The 20,549-nt window shown below is 41.8% G+C and carries 17 protein-coding genes; 8 read left to right on the top strand and 9 right to left on the bottom strand.

All coding sequences use genetic code 11. The annotated features are described in order from the left end of the window. Positions 1–131 precede the first annotated feature (131 nt). The 4 genes from E0F88_RS18490 (at position 132) to E0F88_RS18475 (ending at position 5,329) form a co-directional block, all read left to right on the top strand. Complete coding sequence (locus E0F88_RS18490; RefSeq protein ID WP_131959751.1) at positions 132–1,343, top strand: NADP-dependent isocitrate dehydrogenase; 1,212 nt, start codon at positions 132–134, stop codon at positions 1,341–1,343. Between the two features lie 178 nt (positions 1,344–1,521). Next, on the top strand, positions 1,522–2,757 hold the full coding sequence (locus tag E0F88_RS18485) for a BamA/TamA family outer membrane protein (RefSeq protein ID WP_131959750.1): 1,236 nt from the start codon (positions 1,522–1,524) through the stop codon (positions 2,755–2,757). Between the two features lie 127 nt (positions 2,758–2,884). Continuing rightward, positions 2,885–4,099, top strand: a complete 1,215-nt coding sequence (locus E0F88_RS18480; RefSeq protein ID WP_131959749.1) for a pyridoxal phosphate-dependent aminotransferase — start codon at positions 2,885–2,887, stop codon at positions 4,097–4,099. A gap of 165 nt (positions 4,100–4,264) precedes the next feature. After that, positions 4,265–5,329, top strand: coding sequence for a ferredoxin--NADP reductase (locus E0F88_RS18475; RefSeq protein WP_131959748.1), 1,065 nt, complete (start codon positions 4,265–4,267; stop codon positions 5,327–5,329). A 62-nt stretch (positions 5,330–5,391) separates the two neighbouring features. On the opposite strand, the gene E0F88_RS18470 is transcribed toward E0F88_RS18475, so the two are convergent. From E0F88_RS18470 to lipB, 9 genes are all read right to left on the bottom strand, one after another. Further along, positions 5,392–7,311: a M56 family metallopeptidase gene (locus E0F88_RS18470; protein WP_131959747.1), complete on the bottom strand. Its 1,920-nt coding sequence runs from the start codon at positions 7,309–7,311 to the stop codon at positions 5,392–5,394. 2 nt (positions 7,312–7,313) lie between these two features. Further along, positions 7,314–7,688, bottom strand: a complete 375-nt coding sequence (locus tag E0F88_RS18465; RefSeq protein ID WP_131959746.1) for a BlaI/MecI/CopY family transcriptional regulator — start codon at positions 7,686–7,688, stop codon at positions 7,314–7,316. Between the two features lie 207 nt (positions 7,689–7,895). After that, complete coding sequence (dnaN, locus tag E0F88_RS18460; protein WP_131959745.1) at positions 7,896–9,020, bottom strand: DNA polymerase III subunit beta; 1,125 nt, start codon at positions 9,018–9,020, stop codon at positions 7,896–7,898. Between the two features lie 110 nt (positions 9,021–9,130). After that, complete coding sequence (gene gldG / locus E0F88_RS18455) at positions 9,131–10,786, bottom strand: gliding motility-associated ABC transporter substrate-binding protein GldG (protein WP_131959744.1); 1,656 nt, start codon at positions 10,784–10,786, stop codon at positions 9,131–9,133. A gap of 152 nt (positions 10,787–10,938) precedes the next feature. Beyond that, the gene (locus E0F88_RS18450) at positions 10,939–11,832 is read right to left on the bottom strand and encodes a 3-keto-disaccharide hydrolase (protein WP_131959743.1); all 894 of its coding nucleotides are present in this window, start codon (positions 11,830–11,832) and stop codon (positions 10,939–10,941) included. Between the two features lie 129 nt (positions 11,833–11,961). Further along, positions 11,962–14,325, bottom strand: a complete 2,364-nt coding sequence (rnr, locus tag E0F88_RS18445; protein ID WP_131959742.1) for a ribonuclease R — start codon at positions 14,323–14,325, stop codon at positions 11,962–11,964. Positions 14,326–14,431: 106 nt separating this feature from the next. Next, the gene (locus tag E0F88_RS18440) at positions 14,432–15,166 is read right to left on the bottom strand and encodes a 3'-5' exonuclease (RefSeq protein WP_131959741.1); all 735 of its coding nucleotides are present in this window, start codon (positions 15,164–15,166) and stop codon (positions 14,432–14,434) included. Positions 15,167–15,241: 75 nt separating this feature from the next. Continuing rightward, a complete protein-coding gene (locus tag E0F88_RS18435; protein WP_131959740.1) occupies positions 15,242–15,655 on the bottom strand; it encodes a hypothetical protein in 414 nt (137 codons plus the stop codon). A 15-nt stretch (positions 15,656–15,670) separates the two neighbouring features. Next, complete coding sequence (gene lipB, locus E0F88_RS18430; RefSeq protein ID WP_131959739.1) at positions 15,671–16,411, bottom strand: lipoyl(octanoyl) transferase LipB; 741 nt, start codon at positions 16,409–16,411, stop codon at positions 15,671–15,673. A 211-nt stretch (positions 16,412–16,622) separates the two neighbouring features. Here lipB and E0F88_RS18425 point away from each other — a divergent pair, with 211 nt between their 5' ends. The 4 genes from E0F88_RS18425 to E0F88_RS18410 all read left to right on the top strand — a co-directional run bounded on the left by E0F88_RS18425 (position 16,623) and on the right by E0F88_RS18410 (position 20,493). Beyond that, positions 16,623–16,829 (top strand): hypothetical protein, encoded by a 207-nt coding sequence (locus E0F88_RS18425; RefSeq protein ID WP_131959738.1) that lies wholly within the window; start codon positions 16,623–16,625, stop codon positions 16,827–16,829. Next, on the top strand, positions 16,819–17,145 hold the full coding sequence (locus E0F88_RS18420) for a type II toxin-antitoxin system RelE/ParE family toxin (RefSeq protein ID WP_131959737.1): 327 nt from the start codon (positions 16,819–16,821) through the stop codon (positions 17,143–17,145). The genes E0F88_RS18425 and E0F88_RS18420 overlap by 11 nt, the downstream gene beginning before the upstream one ends. Before the next feature lie 4 nt (positions 17,146–17,149). Further along, entirely contained in the window at positions 17,150–17,506 is a 357-nt protein-coding gene (locus E0F88_RS18415; protein WP_131959736.1) for a YraN family protein, read from the top strand. 236 nt (positions 17,507–17,742) lie between these two features. Next, positions 17,743–20,493, top strand: a complete 2,751-nt coding sequence (locus tag E0F88_RS18410; RefSeq protein ID WP_131959735.1) for a DUF1553 domain-containing protein — start codon at positions 17,743–17,745, stop codon at positions 20,491–20,493. Positions 20,494–20,549: the final 56 nt, after the last annotated feature.

The following is a 20,549-nucleotide window of genomic DNA, read 5'->3' as shown; positions in this document are numbered from 1 at the left end:
AATAAGATTGTATCGTAAGTCATTGTAAAAATGGTTCGCCAACAATGTTTTACCTTTTTTCGCCTTTTTAGATGATTGTTTGTACTTTCACGGTCGCATTTAAATCTTTAACTATAGTATAGCAATAAGACATGAGCAAAATTAAGGTTGCAAACCCGGTTGTAGAACTGGATGGAGATGAGATGACCCGCATCATCTGGAAGTTTATTAAAGAAAAACTTATTTTACCGTATCTGGAATTAGATATTAAGTATTACGATCTGGGTGTGGAATATCGTGACGAAACCAATGACCAGGTTACTATTGACGCTGCTAACGCGATTAAAGAATATGGTGTTGGTATTAAATGTGCGACAATTACGCCTGACGAAGACCGGGTAACTGAGTTCAACCTGAAACAAATGTGGAAATCTCCTAACGGAACAATACGTAACATTTTGGATGGTACAGTTTTCCGCGAGCCTATCGTAATGAGCAATGTTCCGCGTTTGGTAACAAACTGGACAGCGCCTATTATTGTTGGACGACATGCATTTGGAGACCAGTATAAAGCAACTGATTTCGTTGTCCCCGGAAAAGGAAAACTGACTATCAAGTTCGAAGGCGAAGACGGACAGGTAATTGAGCACGAAGTTTACGAATACAAAGGCCCGGGTGTGGCAATGGCGATGTACAACATCGATGAGTCTATCCGCGGATTTGCACGTGCTTGTTTCAATGTAGCTTTGGGTAAAGGGTGGCCATTATATCTTTCTACAAAAAATACGATTTTGAAGAAATATGACGGTCGTTTCAAAGATATTTTCCAGGAAGTATACGATACAGAATACGCAGGAAAAGTACATTACGAGCACCGTTTGATCGATGACATGGTTGCTTCCGCCCTGAAATGGGAAGGTAACTTTGTTTGGGCTTGTAAAAACTACGACGGTGATGTTCAGTCGGATACTGTTGCACAAGGTTTTGGTTCATTGGGTCTGATGACTTCTGTATTGGTTACGCCGGATGGTAAAACCATGGAAGCTGAGGCAGCACACGGAACAGTGACACGTCACTACCGCGAGCACCAAAAAGGACGCCCGACTTCTACGAACCCAATCGCTTCTATCTTTGCATGGACGCGCGGTTTGGAATTCCGTGGAAAACTGGACGACAACCAGCCATTGATCGATTTCTGCCAGACTTTGGAAAGAGTTTGTATCGAAACGGTTGAAAGCGGTGCAATGACTAAGGATTTGGCGGTGTGTATCCATGGTAACAAAGTGAACCACGGTGAGCACTATCTATATACCGAAGAGTTCCTGGAAGCAATCAATACCAACTTGCAGACTGCTTTGGCATAATAATCAAATAGTTACATATTGGCGGGCCGCCGGTTTCATTTGAAACCGGCGGCTTTTTTTATTCCATTGAAATTTGAAATATTGGATAACTTAGAAAAAACTTAGATCTTTTCTTTATCGGCACAGAATTTGTTATTTACCCTACATTTGATCTCAGTTTATTAAACAAATCCGGATTTTGTCCAAAGCATATTTCAGCACTTTTTGCTTATTGTTATGCGCAACAGCGCTGTTCGCACAACAGAATGCTCCTGCTAATGACCCGGGCTATGTCATTGCGCGTACACTTAAAGACAGTGTGCCCAAACCGCTCAAAACCGAGGAAGTGGATATTATGGATGTCCTCCGTGGAATAGGAAAAAAGAAGGAAGCCGGGCAAAAGATTAAAGTGCAACGAAAAGTTCTTTATTCATTTGTTCCAGCCATTGGTTATACATTATCAACTGGTTTTGTAGGTCTTTTTAGTGCCAATGCTGCTTTTTATCTCAGCGATAGCGCGACCACCAATATTTCCAGTGTCAGCACAAGCTTCAATTATTCTCAATATCACCAGATCACCGTTCCTGTCCAGGCCAATATCTGGACGAGGGACAACGGCTATAACATCATCATAGACTGGCGGTATTTTAAATATCCACAAGATACTTACGGTTTGGGAGCGCACAGTCTCGAAGAGAATGCAGACAAGCTTAACTATTCCCACATTCGTTTACATCAGTCCGTTTTGAAGAAAATTTCCGGCTCCTTTTATCTGGGTTTTGGTTATATGCTGGATAAAAGGTGGAAAATAAAACAGGAAGGAAGTAATGAAGATGTAACTGCCTATGGACTGGCCAGTAAATCCGTTTCATCGGGATTTCTGGCTAACGTATTGTATGACAGCAGAAAGAATTCGATAAATCCGCAGGGAGGTTTTTATGCAAACGCACGGTATCGGAACAACCTAAAGGCTCTTGGAAGTAATACGAACTGGCAGTCAATGGTTTTAGAATTTCGCAAATACATCAACTTCCCCGCCGGAAGCCGGAATACCCTGGCGTTATGGAATTTTAACTGGCTCACTTTGGATGGTAAGCCGCCCTATCTGGATTTGCCAAGTACAAGCTGGGATCCGTCCAACAATACCGGTAGAGGTTACATTCAGGGGCGTTTTCGGAGTCCGGATATGTTATATTTTGAAACAGAATATCGCTTTTCTTTAACTAGAAACGGACTTTTAGGTGGGGTTGTTTTTGGCAATGCGCAAAGCTTCTCCAACTGGCCTTCATCAAAGTTTGACCGTGTAATTCCAGGTGCAGGTTTAGGTTTAAGGGTTAAAGTGAACAAAGCTTCCCGCACCAACATCGCAATTGATTATGGATTTGGAGTGAAAGGTTCGAGAGGATTGTTTGTGAATTTGGGAGAGGTGTTTTAGCGGAGGCTGGGGTTATTTAAATATTTTATATTAAAAATTTCGTACGCTACTTGCAAAACATGTACCTTTGCGGGCAATTTGTTGATACAGATCGCAGTATCCTTTCTTAAACTTAATTTTTGTTGCAATGTCCGCAGTAGCAGAGCAAACCCGGTTGGCCGACCGTATTAACGCCCTCGAAGAATCTTCGACGCTGGCGATGACAAAAATGGCACGTGAATTGGCCGCTCAGGGTCACAAAGTGATTAGTCTGAGTGTTGGAGAACCAGATTTTAAAACGCCCGCACACATTTGTGAGGCTGCCAAGAAGGCCATCGATGACGGTTTTCATGGTTATTCTCCAGTTGCAGGTTATCCCGATTTGCGAAAGGCGATTGCAGATAAATTAAAGCGCGATAATAACATAGATTGGAAACCTGAAAATATCGTAGTTTCTACCGGTGCAAAACATTCTCTTGCCAACGTAATCCAGGTTTTAATCAATCCGGGTGACGAGGTGGTAATTTTTGCTCCTTACTGGGTTAGCTATTCCGAAATGGTAAAGCTGGCAGAAGGTAAGTCTGTAATTGTGGATGGTGCTTTTGAAAACGGTTTTAAAGTGACTGCTGAACAGCTGGAAGCGGCGATAACACCACGTACAAGAATAGTAATGTATGCTTCACCCAACAACCCGACAGGTGCAGTTTATTCAGAAAAAGAATTAAGAGAAATTGCGGCAGTACTTGAAAAACACGAAGATGTGTATATTCTGGCTGACGAAATTTATGAATATATCAACTTTACCGAAGAGGGGCATTTTAGTATCGGATCCATTCCTGCACTAAAAGATCGTGTAATCACTGTAAATGGTGTTGCAAAAGGTTTTGCGATGACCGGATGGAGAATAGGATTCATCGGAGCTGCAAAATGGATCGCAGAAGGCGTCGAAAAATTACAGGGACAGGTAACTTCCGGAACAAACTCAATTGCTCAGAAAGCTGCTACCGTTGCCTTTAACGGCACTTTGGAGCCCACAAAAGAAATGGCAAAAGCTTACGCCCGTCGCCGTGACCTTGTTGTTGGTTTACTAAAAGAAATCCCAGGTTTTAAAGTGAATGTTCCGGATGGTGCTTTTTATGCATTTCCTGATGTAAGCTACTATTTCGGAAAATCCGACGGAACTACAACTATCAAAGATTCAGATGATTTTTCAAACTGGATTTTAAATAAATATTACGTTTCTACCGTTGCAGGTTCAGGTTTCGGTGCACCAAACTGCATTCGTATCTCAACTGCTGCTGCTGACGAAGCTTTATCAGAAGCAGTTCAACGAATCAAAGATGCAGTTGCAACTTTGAGCTGATAAAAATAAAGGAAGCAAAAGCCTCATGGATTTTAAAAACCATGAGGCTTTTTTTATTCAGGCGAATTACCTTTAAAACTTTCTTGTTGAATAAAATATACTATTAAACGACAAAGCAAACTGCACGGCAACTGATAGCCGATTGCTGATAGCTGATAGCCAATCATGAGCAAATATTATTTTTTAAAAGTTAAGGAAATAGAAAAGGAGACGGAGGAAGCTTCTACCATACATTTCTGGCATCCGCTCAATGAAGTGGTTGCTTATCGCCCAGGACAGTTTATCACACTCTTGCTTCCTTCTGAGGATAAAAAAGTACGTCGCTCTTACTCGATGTCCAGTTCGCCATATACAGATGTTTCGCTGGCAATAACGATTAAACGTGTTCCAGGCGGTTTTGCATCGAATCTTCTTTTGGATACATTAAAAGTAGACGACGTACTGGAAGCACTGGAACCGGCCGGTAATTTTTTTCCAAAACAGGAAGATGATCAGACCCGCCAGGTTGTTTTTATAGGTGCAGGAAGCGGAATTACACCATTGTTTTCGATTTTGAAATCAATTCTGATGGTGGAGCAGGAAAGTGAAGTTTTTCTGATTTATGGAAGCCGGGATGAAAAAAGCATCATCTTCAAGGAAAAAATTCAGGCTTTACAATTGAAATACAAAGAGCGTTTTAAGGTTGTTCATACACTAAGTCAGCCTTCTTTTGAGTGGAATGAAGAAACAGGCCGCCTGAATAAAAGTCATATTCTGAAAATTATGGAGGGGCTTCCGACACTGGATAAACGTACTGCCGAATATTTCATTTGCGGTCCCGAAGATATGATGGAAGAAGCGCATCGTGCGCTATCTATTCTGGCTATACCTGAAAATAAGATTCGGAAGGAAAGTTTTCTTACTGCCACAGCAGCTCAGCCCGGTGAAGTAACCATGGAAGAAGACGACAGTTTGAAAACCAGAGAAATAACCCTGTTTTATGAAGGAACCGAGTACAAGCTACCGGTTAAACCGCACGAAACGGTTCTGGAAGCGGCTTTAAACATGGATATTGACCTTCCATATTCTTGCCAGGCGGGAATGTGTACGGCTTGTTTGGGCAGATGCGTTTCCGGAAAAGTACATCTGGATGAAGAGGATGCTCTCTCTGAAGCAGAGCTAAAAGAAGGATTTATTTTAACCTGCGTTACGCATCCGATGACCGACGATGTGGTGATTGAAGTGGAGTAAAAGTTAACAGTTTTTAGTTTAGAGTTCACAGTATCTGTAGATTACTGTGAACTCTAGACTGTTTACTTTTTTTCAACCGGTGGCGCAGGTGGCGCTTTTGGAGCTGATAATTTGAGTGTAGGAGGTTCTGCCGGTGCTTTTGGCGCAGCAGGAGGATTTATTGTCCCTTTTCCCTTAATCTTAACCTTGGAAAGTCCGGTAATTCTTGGCGGTTTTCCAGGTTCGATGATTACAGGACCTTCCGTCTGGTAATTATAAGTACTTATGGTCCTTTCTTTGTGAATAGCTTCTATTTTACGGTTGAGATCCTCCATTTCCTTTCTATTATTTTTCACCTCCTCACTTTCCCGATAATCTTCTATTTCTTTACGCGCAGACGCAATTTGTGAGTTGAATTCGCTGATTTGCTGCTCCTGAGCTTTTATCTGCTGTTCAAAATCTTCAAGCTGTTTTTCCAATTCACTTTCAGAAAGTACCGGCGCACTGTTCTTAGAATTTTGTTGTCCGTTTCTTGGACTGTTAAAAACCGAAGCACGTTTTTCTATCAGTTTGCTGCGGGATTCCATCAAGCGATCCTTTTTCCAGTCCAGCTTCTCCATTTTTCTCTGAAAACGCTCCATTTCGAAATTCTCTTTTTCGCTTAGCAGATTCAGTTCGTCCATACGTCTTTGCAGCTTTTCCAGTTCTTCGGATCTTTCCTGGTTGACATTTCCTAGCATGGCTAGCTGGCTGTTTAAGCTGGAAAAATTTGAAATTTCCTGATTTATATTGACGTTTTGCAAGGCCCCTAAAATTGAACCGATGTTATTTGACTGATTATTAACCTCAATTGTAACAGAAGAATCTTTCGATACGTCACTTCTTATAACAGTATCTATATTAATTTTTTGAAGCTTTTGAAAGTCCTCTCTTCGTGAAATTTCTTTAGTTTTAACAACTTTTTTGTCTTCCTTTTTCTCCTGCTGTGCAACAGAATAGAAAGAAATTCCGGCTATCAGGCATATCGCCAGAAACATGGCAGGAATGTTGCCAAAAGGTCTTGAAGACTTTGATGTGACACCAAGTACACGCCGGATACGGTTTAACAAAAGTGGTTTCTTTGATGCAAAGGCCATAGCTAACTCTGGTGCCGACTGCCATTCGGCAACTTTTACCAAAGCATTGGCAAGTACCATTTTGTCTCCGCAGATCGTTAAAGCGATGTCATCACAGCAATGTTCGCGTTCTGTTCTTACTCTTTCAGAAATCCACCACAAAGCAGGATGAAAGAAAAACACAACTTCGACAAACGACTGAAGTAAATTCACTAAATAGTCGTTGCGGCGGACGTGTGCCAGTTCATGAGCTAAAATGGCCTCGATTTGTGAAGTTGAAAAACCTGTTAATAAACCAATAGGAATCAACACTGCCGGACGAAATGCGCCGATAACCATTGGCGTCAGAATCTTAGCAGTCTGTCGGAATTCGATGGACTGCGAGATGTTCATTTTGGCAGTAAGCGTTCCAAATCTGGTCCTCCATTCCTGGTCCGTTACAAAGCTTGCTTTCGAACGAAGGTGCTCCGTATAAATCCATGCACCTGCAAAACGAAGCATCAAAAGTCCTGTACCTATTATCCAGCAAACAACCAGTTCAAAAAGATGACTGTTAAGCCAGATCTGAACTTTCGCTGTTAAAGATAAATCGTAATTAACTGTCTGCCAGTTTCGGGTAACTGCTGACAGAGAAGTTGTTATCGGCTGATATGATCTAACCGGCGTCGTCAGATAATAATATAAATAGGTAGCCGCAGAGCTGATAACTTGTAAGCCGAGTAGAACAATACCAAAGTTGTAACGGGCAGCAGCAGATTTTTTACTTAAAATAAAGAAGCCGGCAAAGGCGAAAATGGCAAGTAACATTCCCTGCCAGACAGAATGAACCAAAGTCCATCCCAAAGCGGAGATAACAGATTCCGGAATTAATTGATAGATCGTTTTCATGGCTAACGGTTGTTTTCAATGTTATTTAATAACGCACGAATTTCATCAAGTTCTTCTTTCGATGTGGTGTGGTTGCCTAGTGCCTGCATCACCATTTGGGCTGCAGATCCCTGAAATGCAGTTTGAACCAGTCTTCCCAGCAAATTCTGTTGGGTCTCTTCTTTACCAAGCAAGGCGACATAAATATGCGAACGACCTTGCTCTGTCCGGTAAAGTAACCCTTTGTCATGCATGATTTGCATCAGCTTCAATGTTGTGGTGTATCCGACATCCTTTGCTGCGGCAAGATAGTCATGAACGGCTCGAACGGTACTAGGCCCGGCCTCCCACAAATAGTTTAATATTTCAAGTTCTGAATCCGTTGGTTTGATATACATGGCTAATAAATTTGGTACGACAATCTTCGTAGCAAAAGTGTACGAAAAAAATCGTACTTGCAAGTTTAAGTACGATTTTTTTCGTACTTAGCGTGTTATGAGCGGCTTAATATGTTGAAGAACACTATATTATCGCAAAAAAGGTCGCTGAAAATATTTTCCAGCGACCGTAACTTCTATAACTTCTTAACTACTTCCTCCTAATTTCTAAACATAAGTATTCAACATCACCGGCATCACAAGCATCAGAATACTTTCATATTCTTCCTGATCAACAGGAATGATCAATCCTGCACGGTTTGGTGCGGAAAGTTCGAAAGTGATGGTTTTGCTTGAAATATTTCCCAATACTTCAATCAGGAACTTAGCATTAAAGCCGATTTCCATATCGTCGCCGTTGTATTCACACATCAGGCGTTCATTTGCTTCGTTAGAATAATCCAGATCTTCCGCAGAAATTACCAGATCGTTCAATGACATTTTTAAACGAACCTGATGAGTTGTTCGGTTAGAATAAATTGAAATACGGCGTAATGAACTCAAAATTTCCATCCTGTTGATGGTCAGTGAGTTTTGATTATTTGTAGGTATTGCATTTTCATAATCCGGGAAACGCTCGTCAATCAAACGGCAGATCATACGAATATTTCCAAAACTGAAAAATGCATTTGAAGATGTAAATTCAGCTTTAACTGGTACATCGTCAGAAGGAAGACAAGATTTCAGCAAGTTCAGTGCTTTACGCTGAATGATCATCGAAGTATCCACATCCGACTTAATATCTGTCCGGCGGTAACGTACAAGGCGATGCCCGTCCGTTGCTACAAATGTCGCATTTTCAGCACCCATTTGAACAAAAACCCCGGTCATTGCCGGGCGAAGGTCGTCGGTGCTGGTTGCAAACAGTGTATTTGAAATGGCAGCTCCCAAAGCGGAAGAAGACAGATCGACAGATTGTCCCCTGTTTACAGAAGGCGTTTTTGGGAAATCTATCGGATTTTCGCCTGACAGCTTATAACGGCCATTGTCAGAAATGATCTCAGTACCAAAAGTTTCTGCATTAACCTGCAATGTAATTGGCTGTTCCGGAAGTCCGCGAAGTGTATCCAATAACAATTTTGCAGGGATAGCTATTGCCCCTTTTTCAGTAGATTCTACTTCTATTTCCGTAATCATCACCGTTTGCAGGTCTGATGCGGTTACTGTAAGCAGGTTACCTTCCAGGCTTAATAAAAAATTCTCGAGTATAGGCACAATCGGGTTCGTAGAAACGACACCATTGATAGCTGACAGCTGCTTGAGGAGGACTGATGACGAAACGACAAACTTCATAATTATTGACGTAAGTGTTTATGTATTATTATATTAAATATAAATGGAATAGCAAAAATCTATTTTGCAGGGGACAAAAGTAACAAAAATTAAGTACTCTGTCACGATGGTCAGGCGAATTTTCTCAGCCTTAAATAGTAATGTATGGCACCAAAAACGGCAATTATAGCCAAAGGAAGTAACAAATTGATGCTTTGCCAGAACTTTTTGTTTTCCTGAACCTGAATCTTATCCAATGCACGAATACTGACCTGCTTGTTACGTGCAGTGATCAGCCCGTTTGCGTCTGTCATGTAATCTAAAGCGTGCAATACAAAATCTTTATTCCCGTAAGTCTGGCCGGTAGCGCGGTCGTAACCTAATGGTAACGGGGCACTTCTTTTGTAATCTACGTCATTGATAACCATATCTCCGTCAGCACAAATCAGCACCTTTCCGGCAATGCCTTTGGATTTGAAAGAAGCACTTCGGGGATCGTTGGGTAAAATTCTGTTTTCGAATAAAGATAAAAAAGATCCTTCTAAAAGTACACCTGCCAGTTTTTCTCCACCCTGGTACTCTTCCGGCGTTGGTTGTTTACGTGCTTCGTTATAACTTACAATTGCTGGTGTGTTGAGAATTTGAGTGTATGGAGAAGTCATCAGCAGCGAAGACTTTTTAATACCCGAAGTACCACCGACTGTATCAAGTGAACTCAGGAAACGGGTATAAACTGCATCGACATTCCGGGTGATTGGATGAGTACCTAAATGATTCAGCAGCGGGAAAAACCGCCATGGAACCGGCTTGATTTCAGGCTTGTCCCCTACATTACCCACATTCAGCAATATTTGTGCACAGTACAGATCCTTTACAAGATTTGTGTTTACCCGCACCCCCCAGCGGAAAAAGAGATCGCCCAGGTTCAGATCGAGCGGCTGTGCATACGTACCTTCCAGATTTACGCTGTCAACCTTGGCTCCATCAACAAAAAAGATGGCACTACCGCCACCAACAACATACTGATCGATCTTATACTTTTCATCCTCCGAAAATGCGCTGTCCGGCTTCAGCACCAGAATGGCATCCAGGCCATCGTAAGATGCAGGATTATTTATATCCAGAAAAACGTCGTAACTCTGTTGAATTGTTGCAATTAAGTCACTCAACCGGGCAGGTGCAATGGTTGTATGGCTAACGATTAAACCTACTTTTTTTCTTTCAGAATTGGCCAGAAGCCGGATTGCAGAAGACAACTCAAATTCAAGGCCTTCAATGGACTGGTTCAGTTGCTCTTCTTTTGTGCTGATTTTATTTCCTTTCAAAAGCTGTACAGGAACCGAGAGTGTGTCAGCCTGAACAATTGCTCCCGGAAAAATGATTTTTTCCGTTCGCTTTCCGTCCTGGTCGGTTGCGTGCAGGTTGGTGGGCGTTAATCCCCGGTTTACAAGATTCTGGTATTGTTTATTGCGCTGTTCTTCACTGGTAGCCTGCGAAGGATCGGAAAACTGAAAGCTCAGGCGGCCATTTGAGTAAGTCTTAAACTCTTCAAGCATTTCGCGGGTTGCACTTTCCAGCCGTTCAAAGCCGGGCGGAAACTCACCAGCAAGATATACGTTGACATTAACGTTTTTGTCAAGATTGGCCAGCAGTTCTTTTGTGGCGTCAGAGACCGTATATCTTTTGTCCTCTGTAAGATCGACTCTGAAAAAAATCAGGGAAGCAAGCCAGTTAACACCAGCTAAAACAGCCAAAAGCGCCAAAAAGCGGATAATTGTTTTTTTCATGAAGCAAGAACGCCCTTTTTGAAACAAAAATATGAAAAGAATTAGATAATGCTTTTGGCAGTCGGCTATTGGTTTTCAGCATTACTGTCCGGAACAAAACATGAATATTAACTCATTAAACTGGCTACAAATCACCAAAAACCGAAGTCTATTTATTTTTTGTATTTGCAGGAAGCCTGATCCGGAGAAACATAATAAGATTTATAGTTTGTCGCTTTTGGATCCATACAGCCTTTCAGATTAAGCAACTGAATATTTTTGAAATCAATAGGGTGACTTTCTGCCTGCAATGCAATATACCCGCTGCCCAGCGGTGTGTTGTCTTTTCTTACCCATTCCTCTTCACTGCCGACTTTACCATCCTTAAAAGTATGTCCTTTGCTTACATAACCGCCGCCAACTTTTGGATTGGTAAATACTAAAACCGTGTCTCTTTCTATTAAATGATAAACAATTGAATCGCCAAGCACAATTGCTTCAGCAGTAACCCACTGGTCGCCGTTGTAAGTTTTTGATGTCGAATTGATACAATGTTCTTCTGTTGTTTTGCCTTTGATATCGATGATCGTACCGGGTGTACACAAATTGCCGGTGGTTCTTTCACCGGCGTTCAGTCCACCGAGATATTGCATTTCAAGTGAAATCGGGAAATCCTGATCTAAACCCAGGCTTGCCGCTGATTGCGAATGTAACATGATGCCGCTGTTACGCACATTCCAGGAAGCACCTCCCGGTACCTGGTTACCGGTAAAGCGGTATTGCAGACGGATTTTATAATGTGAAAATGGCTGTTTGTAATACATATGGCCATATTCCGTCGTGAACTTGTCATACTCTTTGTAATTGACCCGAATCATATTATCCTCGGCAATAAAGGTATTTTTATAGTTGTCGTTAACCTTATGACCTGCAATTTTTACATCCCAGCCAGTCAAATCCTTACCGTTAAACAGGGATTGCCATTCTTCTTTTTCAAGCTTCTTTTGAGCGAAAACGCCCTGAGACACGAATATGAAAACAAGTAAGATTTTCTTGAAGTTATGCATAGGATGCAGAAAATGATTAATATTATTTAAAATGCCACGGATGCACTAATTGATACGAAGATAAATCGGTATTCGTGGCAAAAATAGAAGACAGTATCAAAAATACAATAGGGATCGTAAGTGGCACTGCTACCTTCTTTTCCGGTTTCCTTTCGGTGCCGAACTGCCTGATGGTTTCCTGTTTTTTGGAGCGCTTACAGCTTCCCTTGGCGCTCTGGTTCGTTCACGTGAGCCGCCTCTGTCATTTCTCGGAGGTCGCGATGCAGAAGGAACGGTACCTGCCAGATAAAGATCCATACTTCTTCTTGCAAGATTGGTGTCTTTCACTTTAACCTTAACCTGATCCCCGAAAGTGTATATTTTATTGGTACGCTGACCAACGATCCGGTAATTTTCCTTTTCCAGTTCGTAATAATCATCACCCAGATCCGTCATGCGGATAAGTCCCTCAGATGCGGTTTCTGTGATCTCCACAAAAATCCCAAATTCGGTGACACCGGTAATAATCCCGTCAAATTCCCGGTCATGGTCCATCATGCTCATGAATTCGACCTGTTTGTATTTAATCGAAGCTCTTTCCGCTTCGGCTGCAAGACGCTCTCTTTCAGACGAATGTTTTGATCCGGCTTCATAAGTTTCTTTATCAACCGAACCACCTCCATCCAGATAATGCTGAAGCAACCGGTGGGCCATAACATCCGGGTAACGGCGGATAGGAGAGGTAAAGTGTGAATATCTTTTAAATGCCAAACCGAAGTGGCCCAAATCTTCAACGCTGTACCGTGCTTTCGCCATGGTACGAACCGCCAGAGATTCAATCAGATTCTGTTCCGGTTTGCCTTCAACTTCTGCCAGCATCTTGTTCATCGATTTGGCAATTTTGTTTTCTTCTTCCACTTCCAGTTTATGGCCCAATTTGGCAACAAAAGTGGCAAACGTTTTCAGTCTGTCCGGATCAGGCGCTTCGTGAATCCGGTAAACCATCGTATTCTTAACCTCTCCTTTTGACAGATTATACACATATTCGGCTACCCGTTTGTTGGCAAGAAGCATAAACTCCTCAATAAGTTTGTTGGAATCGTGACGTTCCTTTTGATAAATCCCCAGCGGTTTCCCGTTTTCATCCAGTCGGAATCTTACTTCCGGAGTATCAAAATTGATTGCCCCGTTTTTAAAGCGCTCTTTTCTGAAAATTTTGGCGATGGTATTCATCACTTTTAGCTCAGCGGCGAAGTCTCCTTCTTCCGTATCCAGCACCTGCTGCGCTTCTTCATAAGAAAACCGGCGGTCGGAATGAATGACCGTTCTTCCAAACCATTCATTTAATATTTTTCCTTTTGGACTTAATTCAAAAATGGCAGAAAATGCCAGCCGGTCTTCGTTAGGGCGCAGCGAGCAAAGATTGTTTGATAGTTTTTCAGGAAGCATCGGTACAGTTCTGTCAACCAGATAAACCGATGTTGCCCTTCTGTAAGCTTCTTTGTCGAGTTCGGTTCCGGGCAATACGTAATGCGAAACATCCGCAATGTGTACACCTATTTCAACATTACCATCTTCCAGATAGCGAAGCGAAAGTGCATCATCAAAATCTTTTGCATCAACAGGGTCTATTGTAAAGGTTAAAACATCACGGATATCTTTCCGTTTTGCAGTTTCTTTCTTTGCAATTTTGTCCGGGATTTTCTGGGCTTCGGCTTCTACAATTTCAGGGAAATGATAAGGTAACCCAAACTCTGCCAGGATAGCGTGCATTTCAACATCATTATTTCCTGCCTTGCCAAGCACCTCTGTAATTTCACCTTCTGCCTGCGTTCTGCGGGTTGGCCATTCGGTTACTTTTATAATTACTTTATCGCCGTTTTCAGCTTCTTTAATTTCCTCCGGTTCTATAAAAATCGGATCGAAAAGCTTTTTGTTGTCCGGTTGAACTACGGCGTAACCCCGGTTGATCTCAATAATTCCAACAATTTCCTTTGCAGATCTTTCAATAATCTCAGCCACACGGCCTTCTGTCCGGCTTTTTCCAGAATCGCCTCTTACAGATTTACCACCGCGGCTATTTTTGGTCAGTGGCTGGATTTTTACAATATCTCCATCCCAGGCACCATTCAGTAATTCGGCTTCCACATAAATATCATCTTCTCTGCCGTCAATAATGACAAAGGCAAACGATTTATTAACGCGGTCGACGCGGCCTGTAAGGCCATGGCTTTCCTTTTTCAGAGGTGCCGCTGCGTAGGTTCCGTTATTGGAAAAAGTAATCCTGCCGGCTTCCTCGAGCTCGTGAAGGATGTCATTAAATAAGGTGCGAACCTTTTTATCCTGTACCCCGAAATGATCATGTACGTCAAACGGGCGGAATGAATGTTCGCTATTCAGGTCAAAGAAAGCAGCAATGTCTGCTTTCAGGTTGTCTATATAGGAAACAATTGTATGAGGAGCTTTCACTTCCTTTTTTTCAATTGATTCTCTTCTTGGTTTTTTATCTCTCATTATTGGCTTTTGGCTGTTAGCAATATGCTTTCAGCGCTTTAATTAATTTGTATTTTTTCCGAGTGAATTGATTCGATTTTCTGATGCCAGGCCGGCACTGAAAATTCTATCCCACCCTAGTAATATTTTCCTGGGGCACCATATCCAGGCAATGTAGTTTTAAATAAATCTGCGCCAGTACGACAACGTCTTCCCTGCAATATCGGCAAATTTTTGCAAGGTCGTTCTCTTCGTAGTAAACGCGGGTAACCTGGTCGCCGCTCATTTCATTTTTACTCCCCGGAATATCAAAAACAGCTGCCAGAAGATCCAGCGATGTGTAACTTTTGTAATCGCCAAATTTCCAAAGCTCCATAGTGTCCTGGTGCAGAACTTCCCATGGTTTTTTGCCTGAAATCTGAAGTGCTTTTGGTATGGAAATTCCGTGAATAAGCATTCGGCGGCATAAAAAAGGAAAATCGAATTCCCTTCCGTTATGTGCACAAAGTGTAAGCTGGTCTGCAGGATATTTTTCTATGAGGGCCTTAAATTCTAACAATAACTTTACTTCGTCGTCGCTGGAGAAGCTGCGAACCTTGAAAGCAATTTCATCTTTTTCATTCCAATAAAAGGCACCAAATGCGATGCAGACGACTTTCCCAAACTCGGAATAAATAGCGCCCTTGTCATAAAAACAGTCTGCGGAAGAAATAGTTTCATCGCCCTTGTTTAAGGCAAGAGATTTTTTATCCCAAAGCTTTTGCATGCGTTTAGTAAGTCCGTCGTAAGATGCATGTCCGGCAACGGTTTCTATGTCAAGCAGCAAAAGGTTTTTAGCGCGTCTGCGAAATTCATCAGTCATTATGTGTGTGGGTTGTGTGTTCTTTGCATTTATACAAAGCATTCTCAAATAATTGCAGGAGATGAATCCTCTTACTTAATCATGCAAAACACCTTCCAGTCCGAAAGGGCTGATTGCAACGACGTTATCTTCAACAATGCTGTCGGGGACGAAGATAAACTTTTTATCATAAATCTGATTTCCCAAAAAATAACTGATCCAGAATTCGTTGTTCAGATGGAACACATCCGGCATAATAACTTCAACAACCTGATGCTGTTCAGACTGTATTTCCGGGAAAAAGTGACGAAGGGTAGAAGTTTTCTGACCTGCATTCAGTCCCGATTCTGTATTTCCGTAACCTTTTGAAGTAACAAATACGTTGGTAATCGGCTGTGGGTTTCTGTTAATCACAACCACGTTCCATTCAGCCGTATTTTCTGCATTGATGCTTCTTACTACCGCCACCTGAACCCCCTGTACCGGGTGAAATGGGATGTCTTTTTTCATTTTTAATTATATTTTTTAGCTAACCCGCTCAACAGTTTCCTGTTGAATTTCCATTTCAAACAAACGGGCCAAATGATTTTTTAATTTTAAAGATACTTCTTCCATGTTAAGATCGTGCCCTACTTCGGCCGACATAGATGTTACGGCCTTATCCTGAATGCCGCAAGGAACGATGTTCCCAAAATACGAAAGATCTGTATTGACGTTTAAAGCAAAACCATGCATAGTAACCCAGCGGCTGGTTTTCACACCCATTGCGCAGATTTTCCGTGGATTTTTCTGATCTGCATGATCAAGCCATACGCCGGTGAGCCCCTGAATTCTGCCTCCGTCCAGCCCATAATCTGCCATGACCAGAATAATTGCCTCTTCGAGCAAACGCATGTACTTGTGAATGTCTGTAAAAAAATTGTCCAGATCCAGAATCGGATAACCCACGAGCTGGCCGGGCCCGTGATAAGTGATGTCTCCGCCCCGGTTTATCTTGTAATAGGTGGCGTGTTTGGCAGCGAGTTCGTCTTCCTGTAAAAGCAAATGATCAGATTTACCACTTTTACCTAATGTATAAACATGCGGATGCTGGCAGAAAAACAAATAGTTTGGCGTTGGGATTTGTTCTTCTGGGGATAAATTCCTGTTTTCAGTTTTAACGGCAATTATTTCTGCAAAAACTTTCTCCTGATAGTCCCAGGCCTGCTGATAATCAATCAGACCGAGATCGCGAAATTTGACTTTTTTATTGATGAGGATGTTCATTAATTAATAGGTTGCAGATGCAGATTTTAGTTTTGATGAAAATGAAGAAACTTTTTGAAATTACTGAGTCTAAGGATATGATTTAAACTCTGACAAATCGATAACTTGTAAAAGCAATAAGGTGTGATTTTTCTTCTTACACAATAACACTAATTTGCATTGTAAATGTTCGTTGTACGGAAATCATCATTTGAAATTAAAAATTCGTGTTATGAAAGTAATACTTGATATTAAAGACTCAAAGGCCGATTTTGTGATGGAGCTACTAGGTAATTTTTCATTTGTTAAATCTATGCCTCTTTCGCCATATAAAGCGAAGGTGCTTGAAGATATCAGAGAGGCAGTTGATGAGATGAGAATGGTTAGCGAAGGGAAATTGGTGGCCAGAGACGCAGAAGAGTTATTCAATGAGCTTTAATGTAAAGACCATTCCCAAGTTTGATTCTGAGCTCAAAAAACTGGTAAAAAAATATCCTTCCTTAAAAATTGAGTTTTTAGAATTAATTATATCTCTGAAAGAAAATCCCTCTCAGGGTATTTCTTTGGGTAACAACTGTTTCAAAATCAGACTTTCCATTGCATCGAAAGGCAAAGGTAAATCTGGCGGAAGCAGGGTGATTACCTGTTTGAAAATTTCAGAAAGCACAGTGTATTTGCTGACAATTTTTGACAAAAGTGAAAAAGAAAATATTCCTGATAAGGATTTAGCAGAATTGTTAAAATGGATTCCTTAAAACAATGGCCACACACAACGACACCGGAAATTGGGGAGAAGAAAAAGCCTCTGCCTTCCTAACCGAAAAAGGTTTTGAAGTTATTGAGAAAAATTACCGCCATAAACACATGGAAATCGATCTTATTGTGAAGAAAAATAAGATGCTGATTTTCGTGGAGGTTAAAACCCGCAGCGGAACGGGCTTTGGAATGCCCGAAGAATTTGTAAACTATACCAAGGCGAGGCTCATTATGAAAGCCGCCGAACACTACATTTTTGACAAAGACTGGCATTTCGACATCCGTTTCGACATTGTCTCTATTTTAATTCTTCCCACCGGGGCGCTGGATATCCGGCATATCGAAGATGCTTTCTGTTAACCACATCATTTAATTTACTCCCGGTGTAGAGCCTGGTCCGATCTTCAAAATATAATATTGTAAAAAAGCTGGTTTGGCCAATAACATTGGTTGAACTGCCGTTTATTCTTATTAAATTACTTCTGCTTTTTAAGTAGATAATATTCAAAAATGCTTTTAATTCGATAAGTGGGTTCGAGAACACAGTGTTTTGTAAGTGTTCTGGTACATTCGGGATGTGTTTTAAGAAATGAATAATGAGAAATAGGATCGTAATTGGCTTGGCTGTTCTGGTAGTATTTTTATCTTCCTTCACCTGGTCGGGTTGGTTTGGTAAAAAGGTCGATTATAATTCGGAGGTGAAGCCCATTCTCAACAAACATTGCATGGGTTGCCATGGTGGTGTAAAAAAGGCAGGTGACGTAAGTTTTCTGTTTGAACATGAAATGCTGGAACCGGGTAAGTCCGGTAAAATTCCCGTTGTTAAAGGTGACGCGGACGCGAGTGAAATGATCCGGAGGATACTGAGTAATGATCCGGATGAGAAAATGCCTAAAAATGGTACGCCTCTTACAGACGACGAAGTTGGAATACTAAAAACCTGGATTAACGAAGGCGCCGAATGGGAAACGCATTGGTCTTATAAACGTATCGAAAAACCTGACGTTCCTTCCCTGGGAAATATCTGGAATCTTTTTGGGTTGCTTCCTGTCGGAGATGCCACGTGGGCCAAAAATGAAATTGACAATTTTATTCTTCAAAAACTTAATGAAAAAGGCTTATCGAAATCTCCCGAGGCAGACCGTGCAACCCTAATCCGGCGTGTTAGCCTGGACCTTACAGGCCTTCCACCAACAGAAAAAGAAGTTTCTGATTTTGAGAGTGACAAGTCGGATAATGCCTATGAAAAGGTTGTAGACCGTCTTTTGAAATCTCCTTCCTACGGCGAAAAGTGGACTTCAATGTGGATGGATCTTGCACGATATGCCGACACAAAAGGTTATGAAAGTGATGGCGGCAGGTCCATGTGGCGCTACCGGGATTATGTCGTAAAATCATTTAACGATGACAAGCCTTTTGACCAGTTCACGATTGAACAACTTGCGGGAGACTTAATGCCAAAAGGCAAAGACGTTTTTCCCAAGCAGGAAAACATGATCGCCACTGGTTATCACCGTAATACAATGACAAACAATGAGGGCGGAACTGATGACGAAGAGTTTCGTACAGCCGCACAAATTGACCGTGTGAACACAACCTGGGAAGTCTGGCAGGGTACAACGTTTGCCTGTATTCAATGCCACAGCCATCCTTACGACCCCATTCCGCATGAAGATTACTACAAGTACATGGCCTTTTTCAATAATTCCAGAGACGAAGATGTCTGGGATGAGTGGCCAAAACTTCGCTTTTACAAAGGTGAAGACTCAGTCCGTGTGGAACGTGTCAAAAATTGGATAAAACAATATAATCCTAAGCAGGTAGAAGAGGTTACTCAGTTTATGAATGTTATGGAGCCAAAGATCAACGCTCACAATTTCATAAAGGGCGATCAGTCAACGGTTTTATTGATTTCATACTATGGCGTAAAAGATAAGGGGAATGCCCGTATCCCGCAGGTTGACCTGACTAATGCCGGAAGTGTGGTAATGAACATGTCGACCAAAGCTGAGAATGCAGTTTTGACCCTACATCTTGATAAGCTGGACGGACCGGTTTTGTCTCAGATTAAACTTCCATCGCGGGATACCGTACTCGTTGCACCGATCGCAAAGGTTTCAGGGAAACATGATATTTATCTTTCTCTGAACAGCCCGAAAGCGCCGGAAGAGTGGGTGAGAATTACCTGGATGTCTTTTCAAAAAGAATTACCTGGTGCCGATCAACCAGACTATTCCCAAATTGTTGCGGATTATGCAACTGCTTTAACCAGATCAACAGAAAGTATGCCGGTTGTTTGGGAAGGAAAGGGAGATTTTGCGAGAAAGACGAATGTTTTCGTAAGAGGTAACTGGATGGTAAAAGGTGCCGAAGTAAAACCGGATGTACCCAAACTTTTGGCTCCAATGCCAAAGGAATATTCCAGGGATCGTTTAGGACTTGCAAAATGGATTGTAAACAGAGAAAATGCTTTAACAGGCAGAGTCATTGTTAACCGGTTTTGGGAGCAGTTGTTTGGTAAAGGAATTGTTGAAACTGTTGAAGATTTTGGCTCTCAGGGAAGCGAACCAACACACCAGGAATTGCTGGATTGGCTGGCCGTTGAGTTTATGGAGCAGGATCAATGGAGTGTAAAAAAACTGTTGAAAAGGGTTGTCATGTCAGCCACTTACCGGCAAAGCTCAAAAACGGATAAGGACAAACTTGAAAAAGATCCCTACAACATATGGATCTCCCGCGGTCCGCGCGTGCGGCTTAGTGCAGAGCAGGTTCGTGATCAGGCTTTGGCATGCAGCGGTTTGATTTCAAAGAAAATGTACGGACCTGGCGTAATGCCTCCTCAGCCTGATAAAATCTGGCAATCTCCTTACAGCGGTGAAAAATGGACGTTAAGTGAAGGCGAAGACCGTTATAGAAGAGGCGTTTATACCTACTGGAAACGGACTGCTCCATATCCTTCCATGGTAACTTTTGATGCACCTAGCCGGGAATTTTGTCAGTCAAGACGGATTCTTACCAATACTCCACTTCAGGCACTGGTTACGTTAAATGATCCTGTGTATCTGGAGGCAGCGGAAAGTCTTGCTACCAAAATGTTAAAGCGCGGAAAAACACCCGAACAGCAACTCACGGAAGGTTACCGAATGCTTACATTCCAACCTATAGGACAAAAGAATTTGAATGTTTTAGTAAAAATTTATAAAGAAGCGTTACTGTCTTATAAGAAAAAACCGTCGGAAGCGGATAGTATGTTAATATACGGAAAAGTGAAATCGCCTGAACTGGCGGCGTTGACGATATCTGCTAATGTTATGCTGAATCTGGATAATGTGGTTACGAAGGAATAGGGGTTGAAGGAAAATGTAGGGAAGAAGGGATGTTCAGGTTAAAAGAATTAATGTTG

The organism is Dyadobacter psychrotolerans (genome assembly GCF_004349265.1).
Lineage (GTDB): Bacteria > Bacteroidota > Bacteroidia > Cytophagales > Spirosomataceae > Dyadobacter > Dyadobacter psychrotolerans.
Note: the sequence above shows the minus strand (reverse complement) of the source record. Positions and strands in the feature narration are given on the sequence as shown.

Bases quoted from the DNA above. Each gene is read 5' to 3' on its own strand.
- E0F88_RS18490 (WP_131959751.1), top strand. From the start codon at position 132: ATGAGCAAAATTAAGGTTGCAAACCCGGTTGTAGAACTGGATGGAGAT.
- E0F88_RS18480 (WP_131959749.1), top strand. From the start codon at position 2,885: ATGTCCGCAGTAGCAGAGCAAACCCGGTTGGCCGACCGTATTAACGCC.
- E0F88_RS18475 (WP_131959748.1), top strand. From the start codon at position 4,265: ATGAGCAAATATTATTTTTTAAAAGTTAAGGAAATAGAAAAGGAGACG.
- E0F88_RS18470 (WP_131959747.1), bottom strand. From the start codon at position 7,311: ATGAAAACGATCTATCAATTAATTCCGGAATCTGTTATCTCCGCTTTG.
- E0F88_RS18465 (WP_131959746.1), bottom strand. From the start codon at position 7,688: ATGTATATCAAACCAACGGATTCAGAACTTGAAATATTAAACTATTTG.
- dnaN (WP_131959745.1), bottom strand. From the start codon at position 9,020: ATGAAGTTTGTCGTTTCGTCATCAGTCCTCCTCAAGCAGCTGTCAGCT.
- gldG (WP_131959744.1), bottom strand. From the start codon at position 10,786: ATGAAAAAAACAATTATCCGCTTTTTGGCGCTTTTGGCTGTTTTAGCT.
- E0F88_RS18450 (WP_131959743.1), bottom strand. From the start codon at position 11,832: ATGCATAACTTCAAGAAAATCTTACTTGTTTTCATATTCGTGTCTCAG.
- rnr (WP_131959742.1), bottom strand. From the start codon at position 14,325: ATGAGAGATAAAAAACCAAGAAGAGAATCAATTGAAAAAAAGGAAGTG.
- E0F88_RS18440 (WP_131959741.1), bottom strand. From the start codon at position 15,166: ATGACTGATGAATTTCGCAGACGCGCTAAAAACCTTTTGCTGCTTGAC.
- E0F88_RS18435 (WP_131959740.1), bottom strand. From the start codon at position 15,655: ATGAAAAAAGACATCCCATTTCACCCGGTACAGGGGGTTCAGGTGGCG.
- lipB (WP_131959739.1), bottom strand. From the start codon at position 16,411: ATGAACATCCTCATCAATAAAAAAGTCAAATTTCGCGATCTCGGTCTG.
- E0F88_RS18425 (WP_131959738.1), top strand. From the start codon at position 16,623: ATGAAAGTAATACTTGATATTAAAGACTCAAAGGCCGATTTTGTGATG.
- E0F88_RS18420 (WP_131959737.1), top strand. From the start codon at position 16,819: ATGAGCTTTAATGTAAAGACCATTCCCAAGTTTGATTCTGAGCTCAAA.
- E0F88_RS18415 (WP_131959736.1), top strand. From the start codon at position 17,150: ATGGCCACACACAACGACACCGGAAATTGGGGAGAAGAAAAAGCCTCT.
- E0F88_RS18410 (WP_131959735.1), top strand. From the start codon at position 17,743: ATGAGAAATAGGATCGTAATTGGCTTGGCTGTTCTGGTAGTATTTTTA.